The 17,552-nt window shown below is 68.4% G+C and carries 16 protein-coding genes; 13 read left to right on the top strand and 3 right to left on the bottom strand.

The window, feature by feature from the left end; all coding sequences use genetic code 11:
• Positions 1-133 precede the first annotated feature (133 nt).
• The 6 genes from AC099J_RS01005 to AC099J_RS01030 all read left to right on the top strand — a co-directional run bounded on the left by AC099J_RS01005 (position 134) and on the right by AC099J_RS01030 (position 7,945).
• Positions 134-1,777 (top strand): hypothetical protein, encoded by a 1,644-nt coding sequence (locus AC099J_RS01005; protein ID WP_479613329.1) that lies wholly within the window; start codon positions 134-136, stop codon positions 1,775-1,777.
• Positions 1,778-1,800: 23 nt separating this feature from the next.
• Entirely contained in the window at positions 1,801-1,998 is a 198-nt protein-coding gene (locus AC099J_RS01010) for a hypothetical protein (protein WP_479613330.1), read from the top strand.
• Positions 1,999-2,180: 182 nt separating this feature from the next.
• Entirely contained in the window at positions 2,181-4,178 is a 1,998-nt protein-coding gene (locus AC099J_RS01015; protein WP_479613331.1) for a methyl-accepting chemotaxis protein, read from the top strand.
• Complete coding sequence (locus AC099J_RS01020) at positions 4,175-5,410, top strand: CoA transferase (RefSeq protein ID WP_479613332.1); 1,236 nt, start codon at positions 4,175-4,177, stop codon at positions 5,408-5,410. Before AC099J_RS01015 ends, AC099J_RS01020 begins: the two co-directional genes overlap by 4 nt.
• A gap of 181 nt (positions 5,411-5,591) precedes the next feature.
• Positions 5,592-6,728: a TIR domain-containing protein gene (locus tag AC099J_RS01025; RefSeq protein ID WP_479613333.1), complete on the top strand. Its 1,137-nt coding sequence runs from the start codon at positions 5,592-5,594 to the stop codon at positions 6,726-6,728.
• 203 nt (positions 6,729-6,931) lie between these two features.
• Complete coding sequence (locus tag AC099J_RS01030) at positions 6,932-7,945, top strand: tripartite tricarboxylate transporter substrate-binding protein (RefSeq protein WP_479613334.1); 1,014 nt, start codon at positions 6,932-6,934, stop codon at positions 7,943-7,945.
• Positions 7,946-8,005: 60 nt separating this feature from the next.
• Here the strand turns inward: AC099J_RS01030 and AC099J_RS01035 are convergent, their stop codons facing one another.
• Entirely contained in the window at positions 8,006-8,587 is a 582-nt protein-coding gene (locus AC099J_RS01035) for a DUF3016 domain-containing protein (RefSeq protein WP_479613335.1), read from the bottom strand.
• A 9-nt stretch (positions 8,588-8,596) separates the two neighbouring features.
• Positions 8,597-9,757, bottom strand: coding sequence for a serine hydrolase domain-containing protein (locus AC099J_RS01040; RefSeq protein ID WP_479613336.1), 1,161 nt, complete (start codon positions 9,755-9,757; stop codon positions 8,597-8,599).
• Positions 9,758-9,986: 229 nt separating this feature from the next.
• On the opposite strand from AC099J_RS01040, the gene AC099J_RS01045 reads away from it, so the two are divergent.
• Positions 9,987-12,209: a malate synthase G gene (locus tag AC099J_RS01045; RefSeq protein ID WP_479613337.1), complete on the top strand. Its 2,223-nt coding sequence runs from the start codon at positions 9,987-9,989 to the stop codon at positions 12,207-12,209.
• A gap of 129 nt (positions 12,210-12,338) precedes the next feature.
• On the opposite strand, the gene AC099J_RS01050 is transcribed toward AC099J_RS01045, so the two are convergent.
• A complete protein-coding gene (locus AC099J_RS01050) occupies positions 12,339-13,100 on the bottom strand; it encodes a TetR/AcrR family transcriptional regulator (RefSeq protein WP_479613338.1) in 762 nt (253 codons plus the stop codon).
• Between the two features lie 139 nt (positions 13,101-13,239).
• Between AC099J_RS01050 and AC099J_RS01055 the strand changes: the two genes are divergently transcribed.
• Genes AC099J_RS01055 through AC099J_RS01080 form a run of 6 tightly spaced genes read left to right on the top strand, consistent with a single transcriptional unit; the run spans position 13,240 to position 17,548 of the window.
• Complete coding sequence (locus AC099J_RS01055) at positions 13,240-14,058, top strand: alpha/beta fold hydrolase (protein ID WP_479613339.1); 819 nt, start codon at positions 13,240-13,242, stop codon at positions 14,056-14,058.
• A gap of 15 nt (positions 14,059-14,073) precedes the next feature.
• Positions 14,074-14,373, top strand: a complete 300-nt coding sequence (locus AC099J_RS01060; protein WP_479613340.1) for a hypothetical protein — start codon at positions 14,074-14,076, stop codon at positions 14,371-14,373.
• Between the two features lie 13 nt (positions 14,374-14,386).
• Positions 14,387-15,223 carry a DODA-type extradiol aromatic ring-opening family dioxygenase gene (locus AC099J_RS01065; RefSeq protein ID WP_479613341.1) on the top strand — a complete coding sequence of 279 codons (837 nt, stop codon included), beginning with the start codon at positions 14,387-14,389 and terminating at the stop codon, positions 15,221-15,223.
• Positions 15,224-15,236: 13 nt separating this feature from the next.
• Positions 15,237-15,581, top strand: coding sequence for a non-heme iron oxygenase ferredoxin subunit (locus AC099J_RS01070; RefSeq protein ID WP_479613342.1), 345 nt, complete (start codon positions 15,237-15,239; stop codon positions 15,579-15,581).
• 48 nt (positions 15,582-15,629) lie between these two features.
• Complete coding sequence (locus AC099J_RS01075) at positions 15,630-17,003, top strand: aromatic ring-hydroxylating dioxygenase subunit alpha (RefSeq protein ID WP_479613343.1); 1,374 nt, start codon at positions 15,630-15,632, stop codon at positions 17,001-17,003.
• Positions 17,000-17,548 (top strand): 3-phenylpropionate/cinnamic acid dioxygenase subunit beta, encoded by a 549-nt coding sequence (locus AC099J_RS01080; RefSeq protein WP_479613344.1) that lies wholly within the window; start codon positions 17,000-17,002, stop codon positions 17,546-17,548. The genes AC099J_RS01075 and AC099J_RS01080 overlap by 4 nt, the downstream gene beginning before the upstream one ends.
• Positions 17,549-17,552 lie beyond the last annotated feature (4 nt).

Here is a 17,552-nt window from a genome sequence, read left to right on the forward strand (position 1 = left end):
GCACGGAGGAATCGCCTATCGAACGACCCACCTACCGTGCCCCACGTTGGCTGCTCGCTGCCATATCCGTTCACCCGATGCGTCTGCCCGTCTTTGCTCGGCAGCCGCCATCCGCCCTCAAGGAGTCCGATCCATGTACCAGACACTGCGCGTTTCCAGATACGCCCTGACCTCCGTGGCCGCAGCGGCCTTGCTCGTCGCCTGCGGCGGCAGTGGCGATTCCGACCCCGAACCGGAGGCGCCCACTGCCGCCTGCTCGTGGAACCGCGACGTGCTGCTGGCCTTCGAGGAACGCCGGCTGACCACGCCGCTGCCGTTCACCGGTGCCAATGCCGCTACGGCCGACCAGACGCCGTTTGCCGAGCGCATCGTCAAAGACACCGGCTTCGACGGCTTCGACCCGGCGTTCGCCGCGCGCCTGTGCGGCACCGACGGGCAGACGGCCATCGCCAGCTATGACGCCGCGCTGGAAGCGGTCAAGGAAGAGGGGCATGCCTTGTGGCGCGCTGCGGTCGACCGCGTGCAGGGCCGCCGCGCCTCGCCGGCTGGCAGCCTGATGCCCGCCAGCGATGACCGCATGCTGTACTGGACCCGCGTCTACATGACCAAGACGTTGCGCCAGTGGGTGCCCTCGTTCGGCCTGACCGCTGCCCAGGCGGCCGAACTGCAGTGGCAGTTCGAGCGCTCATCGCGCGGGCAGTACGACATCGAACTGCCGGCTGGCAACGCGGCCGACGGCTCCAGGTACCGCCGCATGATCATCAGCGGATTCGACGTCTTCACGCTGGGCACGCCAGGCACGCCGAGCACCGGCCTGCGCAACGGCAACCCGTCGGGCGCGACAGCTCTGGAGATGGATGGCCGCGAAATCAAGCTGGCCGACGGCAGCACGCTGCGCGTGGAGGCCTACGTGCTGCCCGTCAGCTACGACCCGTTCAACCTGGGCATGCAGGAGGACACACTGGGACCCTGGTTCCGGCCCGGCGACCGGCGCGTGGATGCCTCCATCACCATCAGCCAGGGCGGTGCCAACCAGTTCTGGCTGGAGGAGTACAACGGCCGCTACCACGGCCCGGGCGCCGGCAACGACGGCATCATCTACTGCCCCATCGGCAACCGCCTTCCCAGCTATGTGCTGCCGCTGGGCACCGTCACAGCGCCGGACACCGCGCCGATCTCCATCCCCGGTTCGGGCTGCGACATCAACCCGCCCAAGCGCTGGCTCGGCTACGACAGCGCGGCCGCGTGGATCAAGGACTTCCCGACGCAGTTCTCCAAGGCCTCGCTGCCGATTGCCGGGATGATCACGGCCGATACCCGCAAGGGCATCGTGCGCCCGCCAGGCGCCACCAGCGACGGCACCGAGGGATTCAACGTGACGTGGCATACCAACTACGGCTACTTCCCGGACTGCAACGCGCCCACCACGGTGAGCGTGCCGTCCAACAACGTCATGAATTCGCTGCCCGACCTGTCGCTCGTGTCCGAGCCCAATCCGGTCTGGTGTTCCAGCTCGGGCGGCGGCGGCAACTACCTGTCCAACGAAAGCGCGTACCGCAACACCGTGCTGCGCGACGTCTTCCGCCTGGACATCCCGGCCGGCCACATCCACGTGCCGGTCATGAACAACTACTTCGGCGGCACGCCCAACACCGCGGGCGGTACGCGCAACGACAACGCCATGTCGGACGCGCGCTACGAGGCCTACCGCACCGCCATCGTGGGGCAGACCAAAGCCCTGCTGGTCGAGGTGGGAAATTCACTCATCTATCGTTGAGCCCAAGCAACCAAGGATTCACCATGAAACGCATCACCTGCATCTGCCTTCTCGCACTGGGCCTGGCCGGCACCGCCGGCGCCCAGCCGAGCATCTACTTCCAGTGGAAGAACGCCAGCACCGGCAAGACCATGTGCGAGCCTGAATCGCCGGGTGCGCAGTGGCAGAAGGTCGGCGGCCCGTTCGCTGACGCGAACTGCTCGATCAAGATGCCCGAGTAGGGGGGCTTGTGAAGGGGTGAACAGCCCCTTCACCTTCGGTGGGCCGCAGTCTGGTGCGGCTGGGCTGAATGTCCACTCGGCGCTGTCATGTGGGATGCGTTTCGACGCACGGGTGTTGTAAAAACGGCGTGTCCGCCTGCCTCCGGGCAGCCCGTCTCCCACATCACAACATCCATATGTCCATGTCGAAGCCGAGGTTGAGTCTGCGGGCCAAGCTGTTGTGGCTGGTCGTGTGCATCGTGTTGCTGGGCTTTGCGCTCACATTGGCTGTGCTGGCGCGACAGGCCAGTGCGATGCAGCACAAGACGGCCTTGCTCTACGCCGAGGAGCTGGCGGCGCGCAACGCGGGCCAGGTGGCCGCCGAGCTGGAGGGCGCGCTGCTGGCCGCCCGCACGCTCGCGCATGCGCTGGGCGGCATGCAGGCCGCCGGCAGCCCTGATCGAGCCGCAGCGGATGCCATGGTCAAAGGCGTGCTGGCCGGCAGCCCGCGCTTTCTGGGCGTGTGGACGGCCTGGGAGCCCAATGCCTTCGACGGGCGCGATGCCGAGTTCGTCGGCAAGCCCGGGCACGACGGCACGGGCCGCTACATCCCGTACTGGAACCGCGGCAGCGGCGCGCTGGCCGTGGAGCCCCTGGTGGACTACGACAAGCCGGGCGCGGGTGACTACTACCTGCTGTCCCGCAACAGCGGCGACGAAACCCTGATCGAGCCTTACAAGTACCCGGTGGCCGGCAAGGACACGCTGATCACCAGCATGGTCGCGCCCATCGTGGTGGGCGGTCGCGTCCTCGGCGTGGCCGGTGTGGACATCGCGCTGTCCAGCCTGCAGGACACCGTGGGCGCCATCAGCGTCTACGGCACCGGCTACGCCAGCCTGCTGTCCAACGGCGGCCTGTACGTGGGCGACCGCGACCCGGTCAACGCGGGCAAGGACATGGGAGCCGGCCAGGACGAGGCGCGCGCAGCGATCCGCGAAGGCAAGCCGTTGGAGACCGGCTTCTTCCACGAGCGGTTGGGCACCGACGTCACGCGCCTGTACGTGCCCGTGCGCGTGGGCGCGACGCGCACGCCGTGGTCGTTCGCGGCGACCGTGCCTGAGGACCAGATCCTGGCCGAAGTGCGCACCCTGCAGTACACGGCGCTTGCGCTGGCGGTCACCTCCATCGTGCTGGTCTCGCTGGGACTGGCACTGGCGCTGGAGCGCCTGGTGCTGCGCCCGCTGGGTGGCGAGCCGGCACAGGCCGCAGCGTTGGCCTCCCAGGTTGCGCAGGGCGACTTGAGTCAAGGCTTGCAGCTCAAGCCCGGTGACACCCACAGCCTCATGGCGCAGTTGCAGCGCATGCAGCAGAGCCTGGCCGGCGTGGTGGCCAGCGTGCGCCAGGGTGCGCACCAGGTGGCCACGGCCAGTGCCGAGATCTCCGAGGGCAACCAGGACCTGTCCAGTCGAACCGAAGGCCAGGCCAGCGCGCTGCAGCAGACCGCGGCGTCGATGGAGGAGCTGGGCTCGGCCGTGACGCAGAACGCGCAGAACGCACGCGAGGCCAGCGAACTGGCGCGCAGCGCCTCCAGCGTGGCGCAGGAGGGTGGCGCCACGGTGCAACGCGTGATCGCCACCATGAAGGACATCGACGCCGGCTCGCGCAAGATCGCCGACATCATCGGCGTGATCGACGGCATCGCGTTCCAGACCAACATCCTGGCCCTGAACGCCGCGGTCGAGGCTGCCCGTGCGGGCGAGCAGGGCCGCGGCTTTGCCGTGGTGGCCGGCGAGGTGCGCAACCTGGCCACGCGCTCGGCGCAGGCCGCGCGCGAGATCAAGACGCTGATCACGAGCAGTGTGGAACGCGCAGAGGCCGGCACGGCGCTGGTCGACCAGGCCGGCCGCACCATGCAGGAGGTGGTGGCCGCGATCCAGCGTGTCTCCCGCATCATGGGCGAGATCAGCGCCGCCAGCAGCGAGCAGAGCGCCGGGGTCGGCCAGGTCGGCGAGGCCGTGGTGCAGATGGACCAGACCACACAGCAGAACGCCGCGCTGGTCGAACAGATGGCCGCCGCTGCCAGCAGCCTGCGGCAGCAGGCCCAGGCGCTCGTGCAGACTGTCGCCGTGTTCCAGCTGGGCCGCGACGACGCGCAGGCTCAGCCCCGGATTGCCCACACACCCTCGCACGGACCCTCATGACCTACCCCTTCCTGAACCGCCTGCGCGTCATCGAAAGCTCGGCCTTCATCGCTGCGCCGCTGGCCGGGCTCACGCTGTCGCAGTTCGGCGCCGACGTGATCCGCGTGGACATCCCCGGCGGCGGCATCGACTACGCGCGGCTGCCGCGCATGCCGCACCCGGAGGGCCGCGGGCGCAGCATCTACTGGGCCGGCCTGAACAAGGGCAAGCGCTCGGTCGCCATCGACCTGCGCAAGCCCGAGGGCCGTGAGCTGGTGCAGGCGCTGGCCACGGCACCCGGCAAAGAGGCCGGCGTGCTGCTGACCAACATCGGCACGCCCTGGCTGGCGCACGCGGTGCTGTCGGCGAAGCGGGCCGACATGATCAGCTGCACCATCCAGGGCAATGCCGACGGCAGCACGGCGGTGGACTACACCGTCAACTGCGCGACCGGCTACCCGTACTCCACCGGCGGCGGCTCGCCTGCGCGGCCAGTCAACCATGTGATGCCGGCGTGGGACGTGGCCTGCGCCTACCAGGCCGCGTTCGCCATCGTCGCGGCCGTGCAGCACCGCCAGCGCACCGGCACGGGCGCCGAGCTGAAGATCGCCCTGTCGGACATGGCCTTCACCACCCTGTCGCACCTGGGCGTGCTGTCCGAGGCCGAGCTGCTGCACGAAGAGCGGCCCTCGCTCGGCAACCACATCTACGGCGCCTTTGGCCGCGATTTCGCGACCGCCGATGGCGTGCGCATCATGGTGGCCGCGATCTCGGCCGGGCAGTGGCGATCGCTCGTCAAGGCCTGCGGCATCGCCGACGCCGTGGCCGCCACGCAGCAGCGCCTGGGCCTGGATTTCGACGACGAGGCCCAGCGCTTCGAAGGCCGCGATGCCATCGCTGAACTCATCGAGCCCTGGTTCGCCGCGCGTGGCACGGCCGAGGTCGAGCGCACGCTGGAATCGAACAAGGTCTGCTGGGGCCGCTACAAGACCGTGGGCGAGCTGCTGGCCCGCGACCAGCGTGTGAGCCTTGCGAACCCGGTGTTCGAGCGCAGCGTCACGCCCGGCATGGGCGAGCATCTGGTGGCCGGCAGCGCCGTGCGCGCCCCCGCGATGGAGCGCGCCGCGACGCGGCCCGCGCCGCTGCTGGGCGCCGACACCGACGAGGTGCTGGCCGAGGTGCTGGGGTTGGATGGCGGCGCCATCGGCCGGCTGCACGACGCGGGCCTGGTAGCCGGCGCTGCGCCGGTCTGAGGAGGGCTGGGGCGGCCTGCGCCGGGCTGAGGCGGGCTGAGGCGGGCTGAGGCGGGCTGGGCCGGGCGGCTGACCCCATGTCGCGCGTGCTTGCGGCACTCGCGCCGTGTGCGCCACACTGGCGGCCACGGCGCACCCTGGCGCGCCTTGGTGCCAGGCCATTGCAGTGGGAGGACGACGCGTGACAGACTCCGATCACCCAGCGACCGCCGTGGCGGTCTTCTACAGCTACGCACACGAGGACGAGGCGCTGCGCGACGAGCTCGCCGGACACCTCAAGATCCTGGAGCGGCGCGGCCTGATACGCGTCTGGCACGACCGCAAGATCGTCGCCGGGGCGGACTGGGCGGCCGCTATCGACAAGAACCTCGACCGTGCCGACCTCGTGCTGCTGCTGGTCAGCAAGGATTTCATCGAGAGCGACTACATCTTCGGCGTCGAGCTGCAGCGCGCCATGCAGCGCCATGCCGACCGGGCCTGCGACGTGGTGCCCATCATCGTGCGGGCCGTCAACATCGAGCCGGAGGACCGCGATGTGTTCCCGTTCATGGCCTTGCAGGGTTTGCCGACCGACCTGAAGCCCGTCACCTCGTGGGCGAACCGCGACGAGGCGTGGACCAACGTGGCCAAGGGGCTGCGGGCCGCAGTCGCCGCCGTGCGGGCACGGCAGCCCGCACCGAATGCAGCGGCCGGCGGCCCGGCAGGCGACGCCACGCGCCCGATGGCCAGGCGCAGTGGAGTCCCGGCGGATGGCCCGACACCGACCGGCGCGGCGCAACCGGCCGCCGACGCGGTGCTGGCGGCCGTGGTGGACGGTGTGCTGCGGCAGGTCGGCACTGCCGAGGCCGCGCGCGGCGGCGCCCCGGTGGGCGAGGGCCTGCGCGCGCAGCTGGCCGAGGACACGCGCGCGCTGATCGACGTGCCGGACCAACGGCGCGTGCTCTGGGTGGACGAACGGCCCGAGAACAACCGCCTTGAAGCGGCGGCCCTCGCCAAACTGCAGATCGAGGTCGTTGCCGTGCGCTCCACCGACGAGGCGCTGGCCCGGCTGGCGCATGACGCTGCGGCGGGCGAGCCCTTCGACCTGGTGCTGACCGACTGGACGCGCCCGGACGAAAGCGGCTCTGCGGCCCTCAGCCTGCTGCGCCGCATGCGTGCGACCGGCCAGGCCGTACCGGTGGTGGTCTACCACGGCGAATCCAATCCCGACCGGCGTGCCCAGCGCGCTGCGCGATGCGCTGCGGCCGGGGCCATGGGGGAGGCTGTGCTGCCCTCTGAGCTGATGGCCCTGGTGCACCGCGCACTCGCGGGGGCTTGAAGCGCCGTTGCGGCAACGGGTGGGGCAAGCCCTCTCCCATGGCCTGCCTTGCGCACGCTCTTTCCTCAGGTGCCTGCGTCGACGGTGCCTGCGTTCGACCGCCGCATAGAGTTGCAGGGGCTTCGGGATAACGCCCTTTCTGCGCGCGGGCTGCGCAGGCAGACTGCACCATTCGTTACAAACCCGATCTGGAGCCCATCCCCATGCCCCTGTCCCCCCTGTCCGCCACCCCCCGTTCCTGGTCGCGCCGCGCCCGTGCGCTGCTGCTGGCCCCGGCCCTGCTGCTGGTCGCCGCCGCCAGCCACGCCCAGGCCTACCCGACCAAGCCCATCACGCTGGTCGTGCCCTTCGCCGCCGGTGGCCCCACCGACGTCGTCGCCCGCACGGTGGGTGCGCTGCTGACGCGCCAGCTGGGCCAGACGGTCGTGGTCGAGAACAAGGTCGGCGCCGGTGGCACCGTGGCAGCGGCCCACGTCGCCAAGTCCGCACCGGACGGCTACACGCTGCTGCTGCACCACAACGGCATGTCCACCGCGCCGGCGCTGTACCGCAAGATGAGCTTCAACCCGCTCACCGATTTCGAGTACGTGAGCCAGGTGGTCGACGTGCCCATGACGCTGCTGGGCCGCAAGGACCTGCCCGCCAGCACCCTGCCAGAGCTGCTGGCCTGGCTCAAGGCCAACCCTGGCAAGGCCAACCTGGCGAACGCCGGGCTGGGCGCCGTCTCGCACCTGTGCGGCATGCTGTTCCAGAAGGCCGTTGGCGTCGAGGTGACGACCGTGCCGTTTTCCGGCACGGCGCCGGCCATGAATGCGCTGCTGGGCGGCCAGGTCGACATCTTGTGCGACCAGACCACGCAGACCACGCCGCACATCAAGGCCGGCACCGTCAAGCTGTTCGGCGTGACCACGCTGGCCCGCGTGGGCGCACTGCCCACTGCACCGACGCTGGCCGAGCAGGGGTTGAAGGATTTCGAGGTCAAGGTCTGGCACGGCATCTACGCGCCCAAGGGCACGCCGGCGGCCACCATCGAGCGCTTCAATGTCGCGCTGCGCGCGTCGCTGAAAGACCCGGCCTTCGTGAGTCGCATGAACGAGCTGGGCGCCGACGTGGTGCCCGAATCCAAGCAGTCGCCTGAAGGTCTGAAGACCTGGCTGACGTCGGAGATCGGCAAGTGGGGGCCGGTGATCCGCGCGGCGGGGGTGTACGCGGATTGAGCGGCGCCAGCGGCCAGGCCGCCCGCTGCGTGGCCCTTGCCACGCGGCGCCGTGCGCAGCTCAGCGCCCGGCGCCGAACTCCTGGTCGACCCAGTCGTCGACCAGCCTTTTCTCGAAGCCGAGCGCATCGTTGCCATAGCGGTTGGGCCGCATCAGGAAGTTTTGGTCGCGCAATTGGCGGCTGCCGGACTGCAGCACCTTGCCACCGGCCGCCAGGCGCTTGAACGTGAGGTCGATGCGCGGCGGATAGGCGTCGCGCACGATGCGCAGGTCTGCCGCCGGCGCGCCGCTGCCGGACTCGGCACCGGCGGCACGTTGCACATCCGTGATTTGCACCTCCAGCCGCTGCCCGGCCGGCAACACGGCGGCGGCGCGATCGGCAAGGTGTTCGCTCAGCTCGTTGAGCCAGGCGCGGCGCGATGCCGCGCTCTCGTGCCCGCCGCTGCGCGCGTTGCGAAACTGGGCCGGGTCGGCATGCGTCACGCTGACGGCACCGGGCATGGCGCCGGCGCGGCGGGCTGCAGCGCCGGGGTCGGGGGCGGTCAGGCCGGCGCAGGCCGTCAGCAAGCTGGCCGTGACGGGTACAAGCCAGCGCCAACGCGGGCTCGCTTGAAGGAAATGCGGCTGTCGGAAATGGGTCATGCCCGCTTTCTACTCCACCGCCGCATACACCAGATGCCGGAACAGATTGCGGAAGTAGATCCGCTGGTTCGGCGCCTGCGTCAGCAGCATGGCGAACACATCCTCCTGCGGGTCGACGAAGAACGAGGTGCCGCCGATGCCGCTCCAGTAGTACATGCCGGGCGATCCGGGCTGCGGCCCCAGGCCCTCGGCCAGCCGCACCGCCACACCCAGGCCGAAGCCGTGGCCCGGCGGCAGCAGGTCGCCGCTGGCCGGGATGGCGCCCAGGTGGTCCGCCGTCATCCACGCGATGGTCTTGCGCGACACCAGGCGCTGGCCTTCGAACATGCCCTCACCGCGCAGCAATTGCAGGAAGCGCAGGTAGTCGCCTGCCGTGGACAGCAGGCCGCCGCCGCCGGATTCGAAGGCCGGCACCACACGCGCGTCCATCATCACCACCGCCTGGCCGCTGTCGGGGCAGTTGGCAAAGGGCTCGGCGATGCGCGGGAAGTGGTCCGGCGCGATGTGAAAGCCGGTGTCCGCCATGCCCAGCGGGCCCAGCAGCAAGTCCTGCAGCAGCGCGCCGAGCGACTGGCCTGAGACCACCTCCAGCACGGCGCCCAGCACGTCGGTGGCGCGGCTGTAGGCCCACTGTGTGCCCGGCTGGGCCGCCAGCGGCAGCTGCGCCAGCGCCTCGCAGAAGCTGGCGTTGTCGCGCCCACGCTCGGCCAGGTCGGCCGCCTGGTACTGGCGCTGCACCGCGCTGTCGCCCAGAAACTCGTAGGTGAAGCCCGCCGTGTGGCGCAGCAGATCGTGCACCGTCGCCGGGCGATGCGGGCGCTGCAGCACCAGAGTGCCGTCCTGCTCCACGCCCACGGGCGTTGCATAGAACGCTGGCAGGTACTTGGTCACCGCGTCGACCAGCTGCAGCCGGCCGGCCTCGGCCAGCATCAACGTGGCCAGCGAGACGATGGGCTTGGTCATCGAATAGATGCGGAACACCGCGTCCAGCGGCATCGGCCGGCTGCCGGCCGGGTCGAGCCGGCCCAGCGCCTCGAAGTGCTGCACCTCGCCTCCCGCGCCGACCAGGGCCACGGCGCCGGGAATGCGCCCGGCGTCGATGTGCTGTTGCAAGGTCTGCGTGAGGCGGCGCAGCGCGGCGGGGTTCAGTCGGGCGTTTGGACGGGCCATGGGCAAGAGTTCCTGGTGCGTTCTGGACAGAAAAACGGCGCGGTCATTGCGCCGTCCGCTCATCGGTTTCGATGGATTTTGCAAGCGATTACGATTGTCTGGGTCACAGATGACCCGCAGTCGGCATGGGCAATCAGACCCCAAGTCTCCTCTACAGTCGATGCTGACGCCACGCGCTGCGCGCGGCTTTGTTCTTGCTACCCCCGCCGACACCCGAAAGGCCCGCACCATGACCGCACGCACCTCCCTCCACCGCCTCCAGGTTGCGACCAACCTGGTTCGCTTCGTCGAAGACAAGGTGCTGCCCGGCACTGGCATCGAGGCCGCCGCGTTCTGGAAGGGGTTCGACGCCATCGTCGGTGACCTGGCGCCCAAGAACATCGCCTTGCTGGCCGAGCGCGACCGCCTGCAGACCGAGATCGACACCTGGCACAAGGCCCACCCCGGCCCCATCGCCGCAGGTGATTCCACCAGTGCTGCCGACATGCCCGCCTACCAGGCGTTCTTGGAAAAAATCGGCTACCTGGTGCCTGTGCCCGCCGGCACCAAGGCGACGACGACCAATGTCGATGCCGAGTTGGCCACGCAAGCCGGCCCGCAGCTGGTCGTGCCGATCCTGAACGCGCGCTACGCGCTGAACGCCGCCAACGCGCGCTGGGGCTCGCTGTACGACGCGCTCTACGGCACCGACGCCATTGCCGAGACCGACGGCGCCGAAAAGGGCAAGGGCTACAACCCGGTGCGCGGTGCCAAGGTCATCGCCTACGCCCGCAATGTGTTGAACCAGGCCGCCCCGCTGGCCAGCGGTTCGCACACGGACGCCACCGGCTACCGCGTGGACGGCGGCAAGCTCGTGGTGCAGACGGCCCAGGGCGCCACCGGCCTGGCCGACGCGTCGCAGTTCATCGGCTATCAGGGCGATGCAGCCGCGCCGACCTCGGTGCTGCTCAAGCACAACGGCAACCACATCGACATCCAGATCGACCGCAGCACGGCGATTGGCAAGACCGACCCGGCCGGCGTGAGCGACGTGGTGATGGAAGCGGCTCTGTCCACCATCCTCGACCTGGAGGACTCGGTCGCCGTGGTCGACGCCGAAGACAAGGAACTGGCCTACAGCAACTGGCTCGGCATCCTGCAGGGCACGCTGACCGAAGAAGTCGCCAAGGGCGGCAAGACCTTCACGCGCGGGCTGAACGCCGACCGCCGGTACACCGGTGCCGACGGCAAGCCTGTCACGCTGCACGGCCGCTCACTGATGTTCCTGCGCAATGTCGGCCACCTGATGACCAACCCGGCCATCCTCTACACGGCCGCCGACGGCAGCACGAAAGAGATCCCCGAAGGCATCATGGACGCGGTCATCACGACCACCATCGCGCTGCATGACCTGAAGCCCCGCGCCGGCCAGACCGTGCGCAACTCGCGGACCGGCTCGGTCTACATCGTCAAGCCCAAGATGCACGGCCCGGCCGAAGTGGCGTTCGCGAGCGAACTGTTCGGCCGCGTCGAGCAGCTGCTGGGCCTGGCCGACAGCACCGTCAAGCTGGGCATCATGGACGAGGAGCGCCGCACCAGCGTCAACCTGCAGGCCTGCATCGCCGCCGCCGCCAGCCGCGTGGCGTTCATCAACACCGGCTTCCTCGACCGCACCGGCGACGAGATGCACACCGCCATGCAGGCCGGCCCCATGCTGCGCAAGGGCGACATGAAGACCACGGCCTGGATCCAGGCCTACGAGAAGAACAACGTGCTGGTCGGCCTGGCCTGCGGCCTGCGCGGCAAGGCGCAGATCGGCAAGGGCATGTGGGCCATGCCCGACCTGATGGCCGCCATGCTGGAGCAGAAGATCGCCCAGCCCAAGGCCGGCGCCAACACCGCCTGGGTGCCCAGCCCCACGGCCGCCGTGCTGCACGCGCTGCACTACCACCAGGTCAACGTGGCCGAGATCCAGAAGGGCCTGGAGCAGACCGACGTGGCCGCCGAGCGCGCCGACATCCTGAACAAGCTGCTGACGATTCCCGTCACGGCCACGCCGAACTGGTCGGACGCCGAGAAGCAGCAGGAGCTGGACAACAACGCCCAGGGCATCCTGGGCTACGTGGTGCGCTGGGTCGACCAGGGCGTGGGCTGTTCCAAGGTGCCCGACATCCACAACGTGGGCCTGATGGAAGACCGCGCCACGCTGCGCATCAGCAGCCAGCACATCGCCAACTGGCTGCACCATGGGGTGGTGACCGAAGCCTTGGTCAAGTCCACCTTCGAGCGCATGGCCGCCGTGGTGGACGGGCAGAACGCGGACGATCCGCTGTACCAGAAGATGGCGGGCAACTTCGGCACGTCGGCGGCGTACAAGGCTGCGCTGGACCTGGTGTTCAAGGGCAAGGAGCAGCCGAGTGGCTATACCGAGCCGCTGCTGCACGCCTGGCGGTTGAAGGTCAAGGCGGGCTGAGCGCTCCTCAGCGCGGGAGGCGCAGACCTCCCGCCATACGACCCGGCCCCCCGACCCGTCGGCCAAGCGCAGACGCGGTACTGAACCCGCCGCCGGGGCACCCCCGGCGCAACGGCCGCACCAGCAGCCTCAGGACGTCCCGCTGGACGCCGGGCTCAGCAGCAGTCGCTCGATGAACGCGCGCCGATCCTCGCGCTGCTGGTCGGTGCCGTGTCGGATCAGCAGCGATTCGCCAAATTCGAAGCCATACAGCACGAAGGCGCGGGTGCGTGCCTCCGCGATGTCGTAGCCCAGACTCGAGAAGCACTGGGCGATGTAAGCGAGGCGCTGGGCGTCCACTTCATCGACTGCACGCCGGGCCATCTCGTCGCGTCGGCTCCACGAACGTATCGCCATCTCGATCGACGAGGCACGCGAGGCGGCACGCCCCCGGAACGGAAGATTCAGCAACTCGCCGACCAGCTCGCGCGCGGTGGCACCCTCGCGCTCGAAGCGCGAGATGACCTGCTCCGTCGCCGCGTCGCGCCAGCTCTGCAGAACGCGCGCCAGCAGATCCGCCCGGTCCGTGAAATGCCAATAAAAGCTCCCGCGCGTCACGCCCAGGGACTTTGACAGCGCATCCACCAGCACGGAATCGATGCTCTTGTCCACCAGCACCGCAGTGGCCGCATCGATCCAGTCCTGCGGCGTCAGTTGGGTGCGGCCTGGCGGCGCGGAACCAGGCGTCTGACCTGCAGGCTGTCGCGCCCGGCGCGCGCCAGGAACAGGCGAAGTGGGCTCAGCTGAGTCTTGCATGCCGGAATTGTAGACGTCGCTGATTTGCACCCGGAATTCCAAGACACATACGCATGTGTATTGTGATTTCACGGAACTGTCTTTGATCCAAATCACAGAGTCGTCGATTCAAAAACTCTTATATGAGCTATTAATCCTAGTTTTTGATGTAAATCATTAGTACTTTCCCTTAGTTCTCTTGTGGGTATCGCGGCGCCTCCATACCATACACATTCGTATCTGTATGGAGACCATGATGAACCAAACTGGAACTGGAAAAACCCTGACCGCAGCGGACCACCGCACCAACTACTTTGACGAGGGCGCGGGCAAACCGCTCTTTCTGTTGCACGGCTCCGGCCCGGGCGTGTCCGCCTGGACCAACTGGGGCAAGGTCTGGCCGTCGCTGACCGACGCCTTCCGCATCGTGGCGCCGGACATCGCAGGCTTCGGCTACACGGAGTTCAAGGCCGACAGCAAGTACGACATCAAGCTGTGGACCAAGCACCTGCTGGGCATCATGGATGCGCTGCAGATCGACAAAGCGTCCTTCGTCGGCAACTCCTTCGGCGGCGCCTTGGCCATCGGCCTGGCGCTGTTCAAGCCCGAGCGCGTGGACAAATTGGTGCTGCTGGGCACGCCAGCCGGTGAGTTCGAGCAGACCGCCGGCCTGCGCTCGGCCTGGGAATACGAGCCCTCCATGGAAGCCATGGAGCGCGCGATGCGGCTGTTCCCCTACGACCAATCCATCATCACCGAAGAGATGATCCGCACGCGGTTCGAGGCCAGCGCACGCCCCGGCTCACAAGACGCGCTGCGCAAGCTGATCCCCAAGCCCAACACCGAAGGGCCGACCATCGTCAGGGGCTTCCCCGAAGCCTCGCTCAAGCAGATCCAGGCGCCGACGCTGGTGCTGCACGGCCGCGAAGACGGCGTCGTGCCGCCCCAGTGCGGCCAGCTGCTGGCCCAGGCGATCCCGCAGGCCGATCTGCACTTGTTCGGCCACTGCGGCCACTGGGTGCAGACCGAACGCCGGGCGGATTTCCTGCATCTCGTGCGCCAGTTCTGCGCCTGACGCGAGGGTCGCGCCATGAGCCGCAATGTTCTGGAAAAACTGATGCACCAGCTGTGCATCGACCGCGCCGTCAAGCAGCGCCTGAAGGAAGACCCCGAAGGCCTGCTCGCCCGCTACGCGCTGACCGATGAGGAACGCGCCATGGTGCGCGGCTTCGACGTGGCCGCGATGCAGCGCCACGGCGTCAACGCCATGTTGACCATGGGCTTCTGGTCCGAGAACGCGCCGGACCGCAGCCCCGTGGCCTACATGACGGCACTGCGCGGCGCCGACCCCGGCTCAGGCCCGACCTTCTCGGCCGCCCTCAAGCAATAACGGAGAGCACACCATGGGAAAGATCGTGGGCGGCTTTGCCGTCTCGCATTGCCCGATCATGTACGTGGCGCCCGAGGCGCCCGCATTGGACGTGCGCCGCCGCATGTGGGCAGCGTTTGCGACCTGCGCCGTGCGGCTGGCCGCGTTGGAGCCGACGGCGGTCGTCATCATCGGCGCCGACCACTGCCTGAACTTCGGCCCCGGCTGCCTGCCGCAGTACCTGATCGGCACCGGTGACGTGGATGGCCCCATCGACGTGATGCCGGGCCTCAGGCGCCAGACCATCCCCACGCGGGAACCGCTGGCACGCTTCATTGCCGAGCATGGCTTCGAGAACGGCTTCGACTGGACGGTCTCACGCGCCTTCACCGTGGACCATGCGGTGGCCATGCCCGACCGGCTGATCGTGGATCCGGCGCGTGCCAAGGGCTTGTCGATCGGCACCATCCCGGTCTACCTGGCGGCGGGTTCCGACCCCTACCTGAAGATGCGCCGCGCCATCGCATTGGGCGGCGCCATCCGGGCAGCCGTCGAGGCCGCGCCGGCGGACGAGCGCGTCGTCGTCATCGGCAGCGGCGGCATCAGCCACTGGGTCGGCACGCCCGAAATGGGCCGCGTCAACGAAGCCTTCGACCGCGAAATCATCGACTACGCCTGCCGTGGCGACACCGACGCCATGGCCGCGCTGAGCGACGACTACATCCTGGAACACGGTGGCAACGGCGGCATGGAAATCCGTCAGTGGGCCTGCGCCATGGGCGCGTTGCCGGGTGCCCGGGGTGAGCTGATCGACTACGCCCCGGTTCCGCAATGGGTCACCGGCCTGGGCTTTGTGCAACTCCACGCCTGAGGAAGAACCCCCCATGTCACAACCCATTTTTCTGATCCGCAAGGCCGACCTGGCCGTTGGCCAGGCGCGCCGCGTCGACCTGCAAGGCAACGCGCTGGCGGTCTTCAACGTCGATGGCGTGTTCTATGCCACGCAGGACGCCTGCACCCATGCCACGGCCTCGTTGTCGGAGGGCGAAATCATCGACGACGACTGCATCGCCTGCCCGGTGCACGACGGCACCTTCCACATCCCGTCCGGCCAGGCCCTGAGCTTCCCCTGTGAACACGCCTTGCGCACCTACAAGGTGATCGAGCAAGGCGACGAAGTCATGGTCGACCTGGACCAGGAAGCCGACGAAGCGGCCAGCGCCATCTAGAGCCCCCTTCCCTCTCCCACCCACACATCAACAAGAGGAGTGTTGAGCATGAGCAACGAACCCAAGGGCGTCCCCGTGCGCCTGATCCGCCGCCCTGTGGCGCCTTCGGTCGATCGCCTCGACCAGCTGATGGACCTGGACGCGGGCCGCATGTCGCGCGACGTGTTCTGGGACCGTGACATCTACGACCAGGAGCTCGAGCGCATCTTCGCGCGCTGCTGGCTGTTCGTGGCACACGATTCTCAGCTGCCCAAGCCCGGCGACTACGTGGCCACCTACATGGGCGAAGACAGCGTGCTGATCGTGCGCCAGAAGGATGGCAGCGTCAAAGGCTTCCTCAACACCTGCCCCCACCGTGGCAACAAGGTGTGCTTTGCCGACCTGGGCAACGCGCGCCAGTTCGTCTGCAATTACCACGGCTGGTCGTTCGGCATCGACGGTGCGCTCAAGGGCATGGCGGCCTCCGAGGCTTACGAAGACAGCGGCATCGACAAGTCGCGGCACGGCCTGCATCCTGTGGCCAAGATCGACAGCTACCGTGGGCTCATCTTCGCCACGCTGGACCCGGACGCACCGAGCCTGGCCGACTACCTGGGCGACATGCGCTACTACCTGGACGCCGTGTTCAACATGGACGAAGGCGGCACCGAGTTCATCGGCGGCTGCGTCAAGTCGGTGATCTCGTGCAACTGGAAATACGCCTCCGAGAACTTCACAGGCGACATCCTGCACGCGCTGTGGACGCACGACTCCGGCGCCAAGGCCATGGTGGGCGGCCCGGTGGCCGAGGTCCACAAGTTCCCCGACCAGTCCTACCACGTCAACTTCAACGGCCACGGCTGGGAGTTCAACCAGGACATCGTCGGCAACGCCGGAACGCTGGGCGACAAGAGCATCATCAAGTACCTCTACACCCTGCAGCCCCAGGTGGAAGAACGCATGGGCGAGGTGCGCTCCAAGATGATCGGCGCCATCTCCTCGTGCACGCTGTTCCCCAACACCTCGTTCCTGCCCGGGCAGAACACCTTTCGCACCTGGCACCCGCGTGGGCCGGGCCAGATCGAGCTGCACACCTGGACCTTCGTCAACAAGAACGCGCCGCAGGAAATCAAGGACGCCTGGCGCAAGGGCGCGATGATGACGTTCAGCCCCTCGGGCGTGTTCGAGATGGACGACGGCGAGAACTGGGAGTATTCGACGCGCGTCAACGCCGGCTTCGTCACGCGCCAGCAAGACCTCTACATCGGGCTGGGGCAGGACACCCGGCTGCACGACTCCGGCCTGCCCGGCAACGTCTTCCGTGGCCAGATCAACGAGGCCAACCAGCGCGCCTTCTACCAGCGTTGGCTCGACCTCCTGAAGGCCGACCACTGGAAAAGCGTCACCCAGCGCGACGTGCCGACCCTGCAGGAGGCCGCATGAACGCCGCCGCCCTCGCCTCAGCGGCACCGGCCGAAGTGCCGGTCGACGCGCAGACCCTGCACCGCGTCGAGCAGTTCCTCTACCGCGAAGCCCGCCTGCTCGACCACGAGCAATGGGACGCCTGGCTGGCGCTCATGACCGAGGACATCCACTACTGGATGCCGACGATGGAGAACCGCCGCCGCGCCGACAAGAACGGCGCCTATGCGCTCGACCGTGGCGCGCTCTACAACGACAACCTCTTGGACCTCACGCGCCGCGTCGCCCGCTTCAAGCAGCCTTCGGCCTGGGCCGAGGACCCGCCCACGCGCCATGTGCATGTGGTGTCCGGCATCGAAGCCTACGCAGGCGCTGTGCCCGGCGAGTACGTGGTGCACAGCACCTTCGTGAACTACCGCAGCCGCGTCGAGCGTGACAACGATCTGCTGATCGGCCGGCGCGAAGACGTGCTGCGCGCCGATGGCGACAGCTTCAGGATCGCGCGGCGCAAGATCCTGATCACGCAGTCGGTCTTCATGGCCAAGAACCTCAACACCTTCTTGTGAGAGG

This window comes from Rhodoferax sp. RT4P68, from assembly GCF_056521305.1.

Coding starts and splice junctions, on each gene's coding strand:
- AC099J_RS01005 (WP_479613329.1), top strand. CDS start 134: ATGTACCAGACACTGCGCGTTTCCAGATACGCCCTGACCTCCGTGGCC.
- AC099J_RS01010 (WP_479613330.1), top strand. CDS start 1,801: ATGAAACGCATCACCTGCATCTGCCTTCTCGCACTGGGCCTGGCCGGC.
- AC099J_RS01015 (WP_479613331.1), top strand. CDS start 2,181: ATGTCGAAGCCGAGGTTGAGTCTGCGGGCCAAGCTGTTGTGGCTGGTC.
- AC099J_RS01020 (WP_479613332.1), top strand. CDS start 4,175: ATGACCTACCCCTTCCTGAACCGCCTGCGCGTCATCGAAAGCTCGGCC.
- AC099J_RS01030 (WP_479613334.1), top strand. CDS start 6,932: ATGCCCCTGTCCCCCCTGTCCGCCACCCCCCGTTCCTGGTCGCGCCGC.
- AC099J_RS01035 (WP_479613335.1), bottom strand. CDS start 8,587: ATGACCCATTTCCGACAGCCGCATTTCCTTCAAGCGAGCCCGCGTTGG.
- AC099J_RS01040 (WP_479613336.1), bottom strand. CDS start 9,757: ATGGCCCGTCCAAACGCCCGACTGAACCCCGCCGCGCTGCGCCGCCTC.
- AC099J_RS01045 (WP_479613337.1), top strand. CDS start 9,987: ATGACCGCACGCACCTCCCTCCACCGCCTCCAGGTTGCGACCAACCTG.
- AC099J_RS01055 (WP_479613339.1), top strand. CDS start 13,240: ATGAACCAAACTGGAACTGGAAAAACCCTGACCGCAGCGGACCACCGC.
- AC099J_RS01060 (WP_479613340.1), top strand. CDS start 14,074: ATGAGCCGCAATGTTCTGGAAAAACTGATGCACCAGCTGTGCATCGAC.
- AC099J_RS01065 (WP_479613341.1), top strand. CDS start 14,387: ATGGGAAAGATCGTGGGCGGCTTTGCCGTCTCGCATTGCCCGATCATG.
- AC099J_RS01070 (WP_479613342.1), top strand. CDS start 15,237: ATGTCACAACCCATTTTTCTGATCCGCAAGGCCGACCTGGCCGTTGGC.
- AC099J_RS01075 (WP_479613343.1), top strand. CDS start 15,630: ATGAGCAACGAACCCAAGGGCGTCCCCGTGCGCCTGATCCGCCGCCCT.
- AC099J_RS01080 (WP_479613344.1), top strand. CDS start 17,000: ATGAACGCCGCCGCCCTCGCCTCAGCGGCACCGGCCGAAGTGCCGGTC.